The 14,619-nt window shown below is 59.5% G+C and carries 10 protein-coding genes and 1 tRNA gene; 3 read left to right on the top strand and 8 right to left on the bottom strand.

Translation table 11 applies throughout. The features are described 5' to 3' along the window. Positions 1–51 precede the first annotated feature (51 nt). The 3 genes from GPK42_RS02575 (at position 52) to GPK42_RS02565 (ending at position 2,222) form a co-directional block, all read left to right on the top strand. Positions 52–1,065, top strand: a complete 1,014-nt coding sequence (locus tag GPK42_RS02575; protein WP_338404313.1) for a polyprenyl synthetase family protein — start codon at positions 52–54, stop codon at positions 1,063–1,065. 138 nt (positions 1,066–1,203) lie between these two features. Further along, positions 1,204–2,109 carry a peptidoglycan-binding domain-containing protein gene (locus GPK42_RS02570; RefSeq protein WP_215693333.1) on the top strand — a complete coding sequence of 302 codons (906 nt, stop codon included), beginning with the start codon at positions 1,204–1,206 and terminating at the stop codon, positions 2,107–2,109. A gap of 38 nt (positions 2,110–2,147) precedes the next feature. Further along, positions 2,148–2,222, top strand: a tRNA-Gln gene (locus GPK42_RS02565). A 342-nt stretch (positions 2,223–2,564) separates the two neighbouring features. Here GPK42_RS02565 and GPK42_RS02560 read toward each other — a convergent pair. From GPK42_RS02560 to acpS, 8 genes are all read right to left on the bottom strand, one after another. Then, positions 2,565–4,748 (bottom strand): hypothetical protein, encoded by a 2,184-nt coding sequence (locus tag GPK42_RS02560; protein ID WP_215693331.1) that lies wholly within the window; start codon positions 4,746–4,748, stop codon positions 2,565–2,567. A 184-nt stretch (positions 4,749–4,932) separates the two neighbouring features. Then, a complete protein-coding gene (locus GPK42_RS02555) occupies positions 4,933–6,822 on the bottom strand; it encodes a carbon starvation CstA family protein (RefSeq protein WP_215693329.1) in 1,890 nt (629 codons plus the stop codon). Positions 6,823–7,634: 812 nt separating this feature from the next. Then, complete coding sequence (gene tsaD / locus GPK42_RS02550; RefSeq protein WP_215693327.1) at positions 7,635–10,019, bottom strand: tRNA (adenosine(37)-N6)-threonylcarbamoyltransferase complex transferase subunit TsaD; 2,385 nt, start codon at positions 10,017–10,019, stop codon at positions 7,635–7,637. Further along, positions 10,006–10,512, bottom strand: a complete 507-nt coding sequence (tsaE, locus tag GPK42_RS02545) for a tRNA (adenosine(37)-N6)-threonylcarbamoyltransferase complex ATPase subunit type 1 TsaE (RefSeq protein ID WP_215693324.1) — start codon at positions 10,510–10,512, stop codon at positions 10,006–10,008. Before tsaE ends, tsaD begins: the two co-directional genes overlap by 14 nt. A gap of 12 nt (positions 10,513–10,524) precedes the next feature. Then, positions 10,525–11,145 (bottom strand): uracil-DNA glycosylase, encoded by a 621-nt coding sequence (locus GPK42_RS02540; RefSeq protein WP_215693316.1) that lies wholly within the window; start codon positions 11,143–11,145, stop codon positions 10,525–10,527. 8 nt (positions 11,146–11,153) lie between these two features. Next, entirely contained in the window at positions 11,154–12,299 is a 1,146-nt protein-coding gene (gene alr, locus GPK42_RS02535) for an alanine racemase (RefSeq protein WP_215693314.1), read from the bottom strand. A 2-nt stretch (positions 12,300–12,301) separates the two neighbouring features. Next, positions 12,302–13,918, bottom strand: a complete 1,617-nt coding sequence (locus GPK42_RS02530) for an NAD(P)H-hydrate dehydratase (RefSeq protein WP_195919474.1) — start codon at positions 13,916–13,918, stop codon at positions 12,302–12,304. Then, complete coding sequence (acpS, locus tag GPK42_RS02525; protein WP_006235843.1) at positions 13,919–14,458, bottom strand: holo-ACP synthase; 540 nt, start codon at positions 14,456–14,458, stop codon at positions 13,919–13,921. Positions 14,459–14,619 lie beyond the last annotated feature (161 nt).

Below are 14,619 nucleotides of genomic sequence, written 5' to 3'. Positions count from 1 at the left end.
ATGTTGTCTGCATATTGCATCAATGCAACCTAAGAAAGAATGCGAGAACCCGTGTCCAGTCCGTTTACCAGCTTTTTAGCCCAGCACTTTGGCCAGATTAACGACTATCTGGCCACGTTCTTTGACGGACAGGCGACCTCTGCCGATATCGAGCGCTACCTGTATACCCCGCTCTCGGCATTTACGGCCAATGCCGGCAAGCGCCACCGCCCGCTCATCTGCATGCTCGCCGCCACCGCGGTAGGTGGCAGCTTTGAGAGCGCCCGCAGCGCGGCGGCGGCTATCGAGCACTTTCAATCGGGAGCGCTTATCCATGACGACATCGCCGACAACGGCCAGCTGCGTCGTGGCAAGCCCTGCATGCACCTTACCGAGGGCACAGGACTTGCCATCAACTGCGGCGATCTGGCGCTCACCATGGTCACCAAGACGGTTCTCGACGACCCCACGCTCGAGGCAGACGTGAAACTCCGTGTACTCCACGAGCTCACCGAGATGATCGTCCGAACCATCGAGGGCCAGGCGCTCGACTTGGGCTGGGTCCGCGACGGGCGCTTTGACATCTCGGTCGACAATTATCTGGACATGGCGACGCACAAGACCGCGTACTACAGCGGAGCTACGCCACTTGCCGCCGGAGCCATTATCGGCGGCGGCAGCGAGGAGCAGATTGAGGCGCTGCGCGCCTTTGGCCTGCACACAGGCCTTGCCTTCCAGATCCAAGATGATCTGCTCAACTTGATCGGCACCAAAGAGGCCGCCAACAAGGACTTCCGCACCGATATCACCGAGGGTAAGCGCACCCTCGTCGCCGTGCACGCCCTGTCAGACGAGCGTTATCACGACGAGGTCGAGGCAATCCTTTCCTCGGGCACCGAGGACCCCGCGCAACTTGCACGTGCTGTGGAGATCTTCCAACAGACCGGCTCTATCGATTACGCCCACGCCTACGCGCTGGACCTGACCGCCAAAGCCAAGGCCGCCATCGAGGACGTTTCGCTCGACCAGCATGCACGCGAACTGTTCCTCTCCATGGCAGATTTCTTTGTGGAGCGACTCAACTAGCGGGGGTTGCAAAACCTGTCGGCAGCGCATTTGGGTACAAGTTGCTACACTGTTGAATGTATGTTTATGCATCTCTTTGCGTCGTCTATCCGACAGGCGCTCAAATAGTACGAATGATACGCCGAAAGGGGTTCGTTCATGGAACCTATTACAACGGGCATGCAGGGAGCAGCCGTCGAGGACGTGCAGTCCCGCCTTCTGCAGCTCGGCTATACAATCGATGACGCCGAGGTCTCCGACAAGCGCTTTGGCACCACCACCGAGCAGGCTGTTGGCACCTTTAGGCTCGATAGCGGCCTTGCCGCTGGCTGTGCCGTCGATATCCCCTGTTGGAGCGCCCTGGTAGACGCCTCGTATAAGCTGGGCGACCGCACGCTCTATCTGCGCATGCCCAATTTCCATGGCGCCGACGTTCAGGCCCTGCAGCGCGCGCTCAACGTTTTGGGCTTTGCCTGCGGTGAGAACGACGGCTATTTTGGCCCGCACACCGAGGCCGCTCTGCAGCAGTTCCAGGAAAATGTTGGCCTGTTTGCCGATGGCATGGCGTTCCAGGATACCTACGCCTATATCAACCGCCTGCATCACGTGTGGGAGGGTAAGCCCTCGGTTACCGAGGCCGAGTCGCGCATCGGTTTTGCCCGTGCCGCCAACGTGCTCGAGCGTTTCCAGATTGCCGTCATCGGTGAGGACCCCATCGCACGCAGCGTTGCATCGCGCATGTGGAATATCGCCACGGCAACGACCGACAACAGCGGCATGATGCTCTGCGACTCCGAGGTCCCAACCGACGTTGACCTGGTGCTCGAGATCGCAAGCGACGAGCTGCCCGCCGACGCCGCACCGCGCGCCACGATTGCCCTCGCCGAGTGTCACAACCTGGCCCAGCGCATCCGCACTGCCAATGTTGCCGCGCAGCAGAAGCCGGCACGCATTCGCATTGAGCTCACGGGCATGACGCGCTACAACGGCACCTTCACGGCCAGCGACGCGCAGACACTCGCCGTACGCCTGCTCGACGGCGTTTGCGATGCCCTCGCAGATTAGGTAAACTAAACGAGTTGTTTTTGGGCAACACCACACATTGGGACGTAGTTCAACGGTAGAACTCCGGTTTTTGGTGCCGGCTGTTGGGGGTTCGAATCCCTCCGTCCCAGCCATTAAAATTGAGCGCCCTGAGCCCATAACGGCCCAGGGCGCTTTCTTGTGGGCAAGCGGAGGGATTCGAACCCGCAAGGGTGCGGAGCTGAGGAAACGCGAAGGCGCCCCAAGCCCATTAGGACCAAGAGCGCCTAACATCAAGAAAATATCAGCCCAGTTCCGAAAAGCGAGCCGCATGCGACAACCAAGTAGCCGCAGGCCCCGGGAGAGTGGGGACACCGGCTTAGGTTTATCGCGAGTTCCGCACGAACAGGAGGCCACTTAATGTGGCCTCCGTCGTGAGCAGGACTGTAGAGCAGGAAACCTAAGCCGGTGTCCCCACTCTCCCGGGGCCGAACGCCCTAGTTGTTGAGCATGCGGTCGAAGCTTCCTGAGTCGCCATCCCGATAGTCGGCGGTCATCAGGATCTCCTGCGGAATGCGCCCGCCCTCGCGCAGCACGTTGCGGAACTGCACGCGCGTAACCATGGGCAGATCCTTGATCGTCGCCGCCAGGTTTTGCGGCACGCCCTGGTTGGCAGCCGCGGGCTCGCACTCGCCGCCGGCCTTCACGCGACGCTTATGCTCGGCGAGCATGGCGCGGTACATGCCGGCATGCAGGCGAATCTCAACCACATTGGCATTGCGAGTCTGCTCGACAATGCGCGCGCCCTCGCGATCGATATCGCCCACGTAGTAGACGTAGTTAAAGCGATAGCCAATCTCGGCCAGATAATCGTCCAGGGCATGCGAGACGCTCGCCTTGCATCCGCCGCCAAAAATCACGCCGCCCACCTTGATGCCAAAGAGCTTGGCGTGCTTGCGGCCACGCAGCAGCTTGACGATCTCGTCGTAGGTGTCCAGGTTCTCGACCATAATGAACGGCTTGTCGGCGCCCAGCGTAAAGAAGCCCGTAAAGTGCACGGGGCGATTGGGGGCGACCTTGATCGCCTGCATGCTGATGCCCTTTTCGGTCATACGCCTGATCAAGCGCTCACCGTGCTTGCCGTCAAAAGCCTTCTCGTCGTTAAAGATCTGGTAGGCACGCTGGCGGCGCGAGGCAACCGGCGTATCGGCACCTCGGTTCTGCTCGATCCAAGCCTGGATGATTGCGATTTCCTCGGCAATCTTGCGGTTGGACATCTCGTTGTGCTGAGTGCGCTGCGGAGCCTTTTTGCCGTCCTTGCCCTCGACCTTTACGATCTGTGTCTGCTGCTCCTTGATCTTAGAGAGCGCCGTGGGCGTAGGGACAACTTTGAGCAGCTGCCTGCCTAAAACGCGGGCAAGGGCAAACGCCGAGGCCTCGCCGTGAACGGCCGACTTGGGCTGCTGGGCAGCAGTATCTGCTGCGGCAGACTCCGGCTTCCTCTGAGACTTGCGCTTAGAATCGCCTTGGGAATTGCGCTCGCGCTTCGGCATAGACGCCTGCTTCTGCGGACGAACGGACTTGCTCTCCTTCGCCGGCTGGCGCTTAGGCTGCCCCGAAGAAACCTCGGCCTTCGCATCCTCGTTCTGCGGCGTGGTCTTCTCGGCCGCAGTCTCGGCATGGGAACTGCGGCCCCCACGATGGCGACGACGGCGAGGCTTGCTCGACGCGCCCTGCTCCGTCTGCTCATCAGTAGGCTGCTGGCCCTTGGCCTCGGCATCAACCTCAAGCTGCGGCTCAACAGGCTTTTGCTCGCGAGCCACCGGCTCAACGGCCTTCTCGTCCTTCTCGCCCTGAGTGGTCGAAGCCGGCTCGCTCTTCTCCTGACGCCTTACGGGATACGCGCGCCCCGCAAAACCACGTCCGGGACGGCATGAACCCGGAGCCTTCTTGGCAGACTCCTCAACATCGTCTGCAACCTCAGAAGACTCTTCAACCTCACGCGCGGCATCCTGCTGTGCAGCCTTAAAGTGAGCACCGCGACGGCGCTTGGGCTCTTGGGCCTCCACGGGCTTTTGCCCCTTCGTGGGCTTCTGCGACTCGGCAGCGACCTCGGTCTCAACAGCCTCAGCATCCGTCTCACCCTTTTGAGCAACGGCGCGACGGAAGCGCTCCTGCTGGGCGCGGCGCTGCGCATCGTGCTTGCCACCCCCGCCAAAACCGCCGCGTCCTGCCTTGGCCGTAAAGGCACGCACGACGTTCTCATCGAGCAACTCATCGGTATCGACATGCTCACGCGGAGCAACTTCTTCCACAGCAGGCACGTCAGCGGAATCCTCGACGACAAAATCTTCGACGGACTCGGCAGGCTGCTCCTGGACATCGCGGATCTCGACATTGATGGTATAGAACGCCGGGCGCCCGTTAATGCCGCTACCCTCAATCTTTGTCACGATATTTGCCGCGATAAGCTCATCGCGCATCGCCTTGGTGTCACATTCCTTATCGACGGAGCGGAAAATCTGCGCCAGCGCACTCGACTTAATCTTGAGCGCCTTGCGGCAGAGCAGGTCGTAGGCAACCAGCTTGGCACGCTCGGCAGAAAGCGACGTCTGGCTGCTCAGACGTTCAGCCAGGGCATCGACATTATTTTGGTTATCGGAATATACCGTCTTGGCCACGGGGCCCCTTTCATATGTACACATATACGTCTATATGGTACAACGCGCGCCCTTATCCACGCAAAACATCTGCGAGAACACTCGAGCGTCACCAGCTTTTGCATGAAAAAAGGACCGAGCCCGCGAAGTCGCGGACCCGGTCTTTCCGAGTCATATAGATGTGACGTTCAACTCGTCAGGTCGACTAAGCCTTGGCGGCCTCGGCGTCGGCAGGAGCCTCAGCGGCAGCGGCGCGGCCGTACTCGGCCTTGCCCATCTCGGACCACTCGGGCTCCTCGTCGGGCATGGAACCGGCCTCCTTGCCGAAGAGCTCCTTGAGGCAGTTGACGGCGACGATGAGGCCCAGGACCATCAGCAGGACGGCGAAGACAAGCTGCAGGCCCTTGGTGGCGGCGACGGAGACGGCGGCCGTGGTGGCGGTAGCCGGGATGGTGCCGAAGAAGCCGTAAGCCTGGACAGCGGCCATGCAGCCCATGGCGCTCTGGACCAGCGAGGTGAAGGTGCAGCAGAGCAGGAAGACGACGGGCACGTAGAGCATCCAGCCCTTGCGGCCGGTACACTTGCAGAACACGGCGAGGGTGATCATGGTCATGCCGCCGAGCAGCTGGTTGGAAGCACCAAAGAGCGGCCAGATGTTGGCATAGCCACCAAAAGCGAGGGCGAGACCGGGAAGCAGGGTGACGACCGTGGCGAACCAGGGGTTGCCGAGGACCCTCATGTAGCCGGCCTTGGACTCGATGGCCAGGGCGTCGTTGGTCTGGGCAAAGAACTCGGAGAACGAAGTGCGGGCGATGCGGGCGACGGCGTCGAGCGAGGTCAGGGCCAGAGCGGAGACGTTCATGGTCATAAAGACGGTAGCGAGCGTGCCGTCAACACCGAAGGCCTGCATACCGCGGGAGATGCCAGCGGCGAAGATCTGGAACGGGGTGGAAGCGACACCGGCGTTGAGGGCGCCGGTACCGGCGGTGTTCATGTCGGAGAACATGATGCCGGCAACGATGATGGCAAGGATGCCGACGAAGGACTCGACGATCATGGCGCCGTAACCGACCTTGACGGCGTCCTGCTCCTTCTCGACCTGTTTAGAAGAGGTGCCGGAAGAAACGAGGCTGTGGAAACCGGAGAGAGCACCGCAAGCGACAGAGACGAACAGGACCGGGAACATCATGCCGGAGGCAGTGGAGAAGCCGGTGAAGACCGGAGCGGTGATAGTGGCCTGACCGTTGACGCCCAGGACGACGATGCCGAGGACAGCGCAGACGATCATGACGATCATCATGATGGAAGTGAGGTAGTCACGCGGAGTCTTGAGCATCTGGATGGGCATAGCGCCAGCGAAGACCAGGTAGACCATGACGACGGCGAACCACTGGAACTTATCCAGGTAGACCGGGAACTGCATACCGACGGCGAACATGAGAACCATAAGGACCACGCCGGTGACGAACTCGGCAGCGCCGGTGAGGTTGAACTTCTTCTGGGCCCAACCAAAGGCGATGGCGACGAAAGTGAACAGGATGGAGATGGTACCAGCGCAGCCGGCGGCATAGGACTTGGTGAAGTCGACGGCACCGGTAGCAGCGCCAGAAGCGTCAACGGCCGGGGTAAACATGAACGTCTTGCAGACCATGTCGGTGAAGGCGGCGATGACGATGATGCAGAACAGCCAGCAGAACAGCAGGAACAGACGACGGCCGGTCTTGCCGATGTACTTCTCGATGAGCTGAGCGAGCGACTTGCCGTTGTTCTTCATCGAGGCGTACAGGGCGCCAAAGTCGTGGACGGCGCCAAAGAAGATGCCGCCGACGAGGACCCAGAGCACGACGGGCAGCCAGCCAAAGGCTATGGCGACGATCGTACCCGTGACAGGGCCGGCACCGCAGATCGAGCTGAACTGGTGCGAGAACGCGGTGAAGGCGGAGACGGGCGAGAAGCTGTTGCCGTCCTTCATGCGCTTGGCCGGCGTGAGGGCCTCTTTGTCAATGCCCCACTTGTTGGCCAGCCATCGGCCATAGCCCAGATAGCCGCAGGCGAGCACCGCCGCGGCCACAACCATGAGCAAAACTCCGTTCATTACATTTCCTCCTCTAAAAAGAACTACTCAGACATAAAAAAATGAGGGCCGTCGGTTGCGCTCGACGGCCCTCATCTTCATCAGCCGCCCGTTATCGTACGGGCTAGCTGTATGTGCTAACCCGCATCAGATAATTACTACGCTGATAATGTTTAGCTGATGCGTGAACATGTCTGAGAAATCCTCTTCAATCATGATGTGAACGATCCGTGCGTGTTCACATCCCCCAGTGGTTGAAAAGGAGTATGAAACTTTAGTTACCTAAAGTCAACGCAAATATGTAATGAATTTTCAACTTTTTTTGAATTTCTCGGTATAAAACGCCACTGACCTCGGACTTTACCCAACGACAGTTTTTGCTTGAGAGATGCCCCCGAGAGCGGCGGGAGCCGGGCGGCGCATATGAACTTTCCTGCTCTACAGTCCTGCGCAAGACGGAAAGCACATTAAGTGCTTTCCTTTGCGTGCGGAACTCGCGATAAAGTTCATATGCGCCGCCCGGCTCCCGCCGCTCTCGGGGGCTCCCATCCCAAATGTGCGGAGCAAAGCTCCGCACACCAACTTTTTCTTTCAGCTAAAGAACGCTGGAAATTCGACGCTGGCTTGTTAACCTTGCTGGACGTTGTCGACGCCAAACCAGCCCAGAAGCTATATCGATACAGAAAGGTCCCCGGACGGAGGGGCCGGATATAAGGTTTATCGCGAGTTCCGCACGCAAAGAAGGCCACTTAATGTGGCCTTCGTCTTGCGCAGGACTGTAGAGCAGGAAACCTTATATCCGGCCCCTCCGTCCGGGGACCGCGCCGTACCAGCTACAGCGTCATGTTCGGATCGGCGTCGACGTCGAACGGCGAGATTTCACCTCGGTCGAATTTACGGCGGGCGACCTCCGCGATCATGGCTGCGTTATCGGTACAGGCAGACAAGGGCGGCACCGTTACGCGAATCCCCTGACGCCCAAGCTTCTTGATCATCATCTCGCGCAGATGCGGGTTGGCCGAGACGCCGCCACCGATGCAGTATTCCTTGCATCCGGTAGCGTGCAGTGCGTTTTTGGCCTTCTTGTACTGCACGTCAAAGACAGCTGCCTCAAACGAAGCTGCCAGATCGGGCAGGTGAATCGTGCGCCCGGCCTTGGTCTCCTGTTCAATGTAGAGCGTCACAGCGGTTTTAAGGCCCGAAAGCGAGAAGCGATAGTCTCCTCTGCTGTTAAGCGCACGGGGGAAATCGATCGCCTTGGGGTTGCCCGTCTCGGCCAGCTTGGAAATGATGGGGCCACCGGGATAGCCCAGACCCAATGCCTTGGCTACCTTGTCGAATGCCTCGCCCACAGCGTCGTCGAGCGTCTCACCGAGCACCTCGTAGTCGCCCCACGCCTTCACGTGCACGAGCATGGTGTGCCCACCCGAGACAAGCGTGAAGATAAACGGCGGTTTGAGGTCGGGTTGCGCCAGCAGGTTGGCAAACAGGTGCCCCTCCAGATGGTTGACGCACACGAGCGGCTTGCCGGCAGCGTAGGCAAAGCCCTTGGCGAAGGCGACGCCAACCACGAGCGCGCCCACCAGGCCCGGACCCTGTGTCACGCCCACGGCGGCAAGCTCGCTGGGGGCAATGGCTCCATCCTCAAGACCAAGCGATGCTGCGGCATCCTCGAGCGCCGCATCCACGACACTCACAATCACCTCGACGTGTTTGCGCGAGGCGATCTCGGGCACCACGCCGCCAAAGCGGGCGTGAAAATCAATCTGCGTCGACACCTGGTTGGCCAGCATATTGCCATCCGCATCGATAATCGCCACGGCCGTCTCGTCGCAGGAGCTCTCGATAGCGAGCACTAGGCGGCGGCGCTCAATTTCGGCACGCTCCCCCTCGGAGCGCCCGGGCGCAGGCAGCGGCCATACGCGCTGCTCTGCCGCCGTCGGCTCGGGCGAAGCATTGTCGACCGGAAGCACGAGGGGCAGCGGAGCCGTCATGACGATGGCATCCTTGCCGGCACCATAGTAGCCGCGGCGCCGTCCTGCCTCGGTAAAGCCCAGAGCGTTATAAAGCGCGATCGCTCCCTCGTTGCCGTCCTCGACCTCGAGCGAAGCCGTGGTGCAGCCGAGCATCTGGGCATCATAGCTCACGTGCGACAGCAGCTTGCGGGCAATGCCCTCACGGCGATGTGCCGGGTCGACGGCGACATCCAGAATCTGCACATCACCGTCCACGACCATACCGCCGGCAAGGCCCAGCAGTTTGCCGTCGTCGTGTGCCACCCACCAACTACGCGGCGCAGCGACGTCCTCGCCCAGTTCGGACAGGAACATGCCCGGCGTCCACGCCTCGTGTCCGGCACCTTCAAAGCAGGCAGCCTCTAGCGCGCTCGCGCCCTCGGCATCCGCCGCGCCCATGGGACGGAACTGCAGATGACGACCGGCGAGCTCATCGGCAACGCCCGTAATTTCGCTCTGCGCACTCTCGGCAAGACCAAGACGCTTGCGCTCGTTTTCCTCGGCATCCGAAAGGCGCGTGTAAATCGGCAGGACGCGGGCCGGATCGCCGTCACCCGCAGCGTGCGCGAGCAGCAAGCCCTCGCCCGAAGGCCACCACAGGTCGCGCTCCACGCAGCGGGCGGTCTCGTCCTCACCCAGCAGCTTGCCATAGCGCACGAGACCGTCACCGGTCAGCTGAAGCTGGTCCCAGTCCGCTGCTTGGCGCCACTCATCGAGCGCCACGGCGGCCTTGACCACGTGTTCGCGCTCAAATTGACGCTCGGGGCCCTCATCGACCAGCATATACAGCGCCGGATATACCTCACCGCGCATAGCATCGGCCAAGATACCAAGCTTGCCGCGCACGCCAGCCTTCCACGCCGTCCAAGCGCAAGCGTCGAGCGTCGACACGCCCAGCAGCGGAACATTGGCACCACGCGCGAGGCCCTTGGCAGTGGAGATGCCGATACGCACACCCGTAAACGACCCCGGGCCGCGACCGACCACGTAGCAACCAACATCGCTGCGATCCAGACCGGCTTGATCCAGCACGCCATCAACGGTATTCACGAGCTCAACGTTTGCGTGACGGCGACACATGTGGTCGCCACTCACGAGCTTCGTCTCGCCCGTCTGCCCATCAATCCAGCTTGCCGCGCAGGCAAGCATGTCGGTCGAGGTATCGAGCGCCACCACCAGCGCGTTGTCGTTATGCAAGCTCATCTTGTACAGCCTTATCAATCAAATGGGAAAGCTCCATTGCGCGGTCACCGTGCGCCTCGAGCATTATCGTTCGCACATCGCTGTCGCCCTCATCACGCTTGAGCGTCACCGAAAGATACTCATCCGTCAGCTCGTCCTGGAATTGTTCGCCCCATTCCAGCAGGCAAGCACCCTCATAGCCCAGCACATCGAAAATGCCCGTATCCTCGAGCTCGTAGGCATGCTCCAGGCGGTATAGATCAAAGTGAAACAGTGGAATACGACCTTGATCGTGAACGGCCATGAGCGCAAACGTAGGACTCGTAACCATATGCCCATCGCCCAGCCCGCGCGAGACGCCCTTGGTAAAGTGAGTTTTGCCCACTCCCAGGCCACCGGTCAGGATGAGCACATCGCCGTCCTCAAGGCACGGTGCAATTAGCTCGCCAAAGTACTCCGTATCGGCAGCGCAAGTCGTTTTGTAAGTACCTACCCCCAGGCGCTCCAGGGACATATTTGCTCCTTATTATTCCGAGGCGTCCTCTGGTGCGGGATGTCGCTCCAGATAATCGCCCAGCATCTTAAAGTCTTCCTCCAGCAGCTCCTGCCACGGCGGATTGCGCAGCGCTGCTGCCGGATGAAAAGTGGGCATTACTACAAAATGCCCCATCTGGTGGAACCTGCCGCGCAGCTTAGTAATGCCAATCTCGGTCTTAAGCACAAAGTGTGTCGCGGGGTTGCCGAGCGTCACGATAATATCGGGCCAGATGCTTCGAATCTGCTCGCGCAAAAACGGCGAGCAAGCCAGCACTTCCTCGGGACGCGGATTGCGGTTTCCCGGCGGGCGGCACTTAAGCACGTTGGCAATGTAGACGTCTTCGCGTTTGAGCCCCGCCAGCGACAAAATGCCGTTGAGGTCCTCGCCTGCCGCCCCCACAAAGGGCTCGCCCTGCAAATCCTCATTGCGGCCCGGCGCCTCACCAATAAACATCACGCGAGCGCGGGGGTTTCCCACGCCAAACACGATATTGTGACGCGACTGGTAGAGCTGGCAGAGGTGACAATCGCCCAGAACGGCCTCAATTTCCTCGAGTGCGACCTCACGTGGTGCCTGATGGGTATGGCCGGGGATGTGCATGACGCCCATAGCGGCTCCTACACGTAGGCCTTGTCGAGACGCATGCCAAAGCCGCAGGCGACCTCGTAGTTAATCGTTCCGCGCAGTCGGGCCATCTCGTCCATAGTGATCTCGGCATCGCCATCGCGGCCGACAATGATCATCTCGTCACCATGTTCGGCCTCGGGAATCTCGTGTGCCGGGTTGGACTGAATGGCGACCATAAACTGGTCCATGCAGATATTGCCAACCTGATGCACGCGCTCGCCGCGATACAGCACATCCATACGATTGGAAAGTGTACGCGATAGGCCGTCGGCATAACCGATCGGCAGCGTGCAGATCTGAACGCGCGTACGCGGTACGCGGTAGGTAAAACCGTAGCCCACGCCTTCACCCATCGCAGGGTGTGCCACGCGCGTCACGCGCGCATGGACGCTCATAACGGGATCAAGCTGCATCACGCGGCCACTCAGCTCGCACGGCTGCATGCCATACAAGCCAACGCCGGCGCGAATCATATCAAAATGCATCGAGGGGTCGAGCATCGAGGACGGCGTGTTGGCGCAGTGCACGATACCGCACTCAAAACCCGCATCCTTAATGGCCTGAACGGCCTCGGTAAAGCGCTGACACTGCAGCTTGTAGTCCCAGCCCGAAGGTTCATCGGCCGTGGCAAAGTGCGTAAATACGCCGTCGCACTGAATACCGCGATGGAAATTTATACCGCGGACAAAGTCGAGCACCTGCGTGTAGTGAACGCCGATACGATTCATGCCCGTCTCGATGGCGAGATGATACTTGCCCACTTTGCCCGCCGCGACGGCACATTCGCCATACGCAAGAGCAAAGTCAGACGTATAGACCGAGGGCATGATATCAAACTCGAGCAACGTCGGAATGGCCTCGATAGGCGGCTCACTTAGGATGAGGATGGGTTTCGTAATCCCGCCCTGTCGGAGCTCAACGCCCTCGTTAACCGTCGCCACGGCAAACATGTCAGCACCGGCCGAATACATGATCTTGGCGCACTCAACAGCTCCATGACCATAAGCATCGGCCTTGACCACGCAGCACAGGCGCTGACGTGGATTCAGCAAGTTCTTATAGGCCCTCGTGTTGCGACGTAGCGCCCCGCGGTCGATCTCGACCCAGGACCAGCGCGTCAAATCGGCTTTATTCATGATTAGTCATCCGACCCTTCGTCCATGATTCCCAGATCTTCGAGCGCATCCTTTGCCGCCAGTTCCATGGCGGGACCGATCAAGTCGATAAGATCGGTCGCGATGACGCTCTTCTCACCATACTCCGTCGCCGCGGCAAACCCGGCGTAGCTGTGAAGTGCGACGGCGTACGAATACAGCAACTCCCAACGATCCATCTCGTCGCGCATGGTGGCAAGCGTGCCAGCCAAAATACCCGCGAGAACATCGCCCGAACCGGCAGTTGCCAGACAAGCCGGACCCGAGAGCGGCAGCAGCACGCGCTCAACGCCACAGATAGCCGTCGTCGGCCCCTTGGCAATGACCACCAGATTGTCGGAGCCTGCAGCCCAGACAACCTTCTGCGCGGCCGCAATCGCGGTACCAAGGTCGTTCACCTCGTCACCGGCAACCAGACGCGAAAGCTCACGATAGTGCGGCGTCATAACCAACGGCTGCTCGCGACGATACATCTCGGGATTACTATCAATACCGTCAATGGCAATCTTAGCAAGGCAGTTGAGTGCATCGGCGTCCAAGATAAGCGGCACATCAAGCTCGAGCAAGCCCGAAACCACCTGCATAGCGCCGGCAGACGTCGTCATACCGGGACCGCACAGTACACAGCTGTACTTCTTTGCAATCTCGCACACAGTCATGCGCGCAGCGGCGCCAAAGGAGCCGCGGGAATCAGACGGAATAGCAAAGACGGGAATCGAAGGAAGTGCCATGCGAATAAGATTGGCGCAGGCGTCAGGAGCCGCAACTGCCACGTAACCAGCACCCGCGCGAGCTGCAGACTTGGCCGCCATAATGGCAGCACCAGGATATTGCGCAGATCCGGCGACAATAAGCACAGAGCCACGGGAATACTTATCGATATTCGTAGGTAGTGGAGCAAAGTAATCAACTAAGTCACCGGGCTCGACAATCTCGGCGGCGTGGTCGACATCATCGATGACCTCGTCAAGACGGTCGTAAAGATTGCCGCAGATCAAATCGCCAGCATACTCAGGGCCATCAGCGCTATACAGACCAATCTTGGGCGCAATCATCGTCACCGTATGCTCGGCACGAATGCAGTCGTCATCAACAACGCCCGTCTCGGCATTCAGGCCCGAGGGGACATCAATGGATACGACACAATCGGCGCATTCATTGACCGTAGGAATCCAGATGGAGAACGGCGCACGCAGATTCCCGTGGAAACCGGTACCAAAAATGGCATCAACAACAACATCGGCCTTATCGATCAAAACCTCGAGTTCGTCACGCGAGGGGCCGACACAAACGTGCACATCGCGGCCGGCAGTACGACGAGCAACATGACGCGCCAGAGCAGCAGGAATCTCATCCGGCTCAACCGGAGAAACGATATCGACGTCCACACCCTTATGGCTCAGAATATCGGCGGCAACCCAACCGTCGCCGCCATTATTACCAAAACCGACCAGAACGAGAACCCGATCGGGATTGAGCTTCAAGACCTCGTTGGCGGCAAACTCACCCGCTAGCTCCATAAGCTCGGCCTTCGAAGTCCCTTCGCGTTCGATGATGTCCTCGAGACGAACGACTTCTTCGGTACTCAAAACCGGTTTCATCTATGCTCCTAGCGTATCTTGCGAAGCATCGCCCAGGTGCTCCGTCAATGCTGAATTCTGCAGCTGCTCAAGCTCATCTAAAACAGAGCGAGCCTCTTTAAATGTCTGCGCTACGCGTTTCTTGGTACTCACCTTTTCCTCTTTTGGCTTAGGCCGAGCATCTTCGGTAATCGCGATGGCATTCGCAACGGCTAAGTCTCCTGTAAGCGTAATGGAAAGAGCGACCTCAACAACACCCAGCTCTTGAGCGATCTCGAGAGCACGGCCCGAAAGCAGCGCCTTCGGTTTGCCGAGTTTATCACGCGTAACCGAAACATCCTTGCGACCAACGCCTTGACTAAAACCCGTGCCGAGAGCTTTAAGTACCGCCTCGCGCGAAGCAAAGCGGCTGGCATAGTGAGCAGCGGGACGCGATGATGCATCACAATACGCACGCTCTTCTTCGGTAAACACGCGCCGAGCAAACGACGGCGTCTTTTCAAGAATTGATTTCATACGGGAAATCTCGACGATATCAACGCCGATACCAGCTTCAGCCATGTTCACCTCCATATCGCACAGACTAAGTTATTGTAGCCCGTTCACAGAAGATGCGACAAACGAGGGTTATAAAACACAGCTACCTTGATTATCGACTTTATCCGAACACCTCCCACATTCATCCGCACATGTGCGGATGAATGTGGGAACCCGATACCCTG

The sequence above is a fragment of the Collinsella aerofaciens genome, assembly GCF_018785265.1.
GTDB classification, from domain to species: domain Bacteria; phylum Actinomycetota; class Coriobacteriia; order Coriobacteriales; family Coriobacteriaceae; genus Collinsella; species Collinsella aerofaciens_AI.
This window is presented reverse-complemented; position numbering and strand designations above follow the sequence as displayed.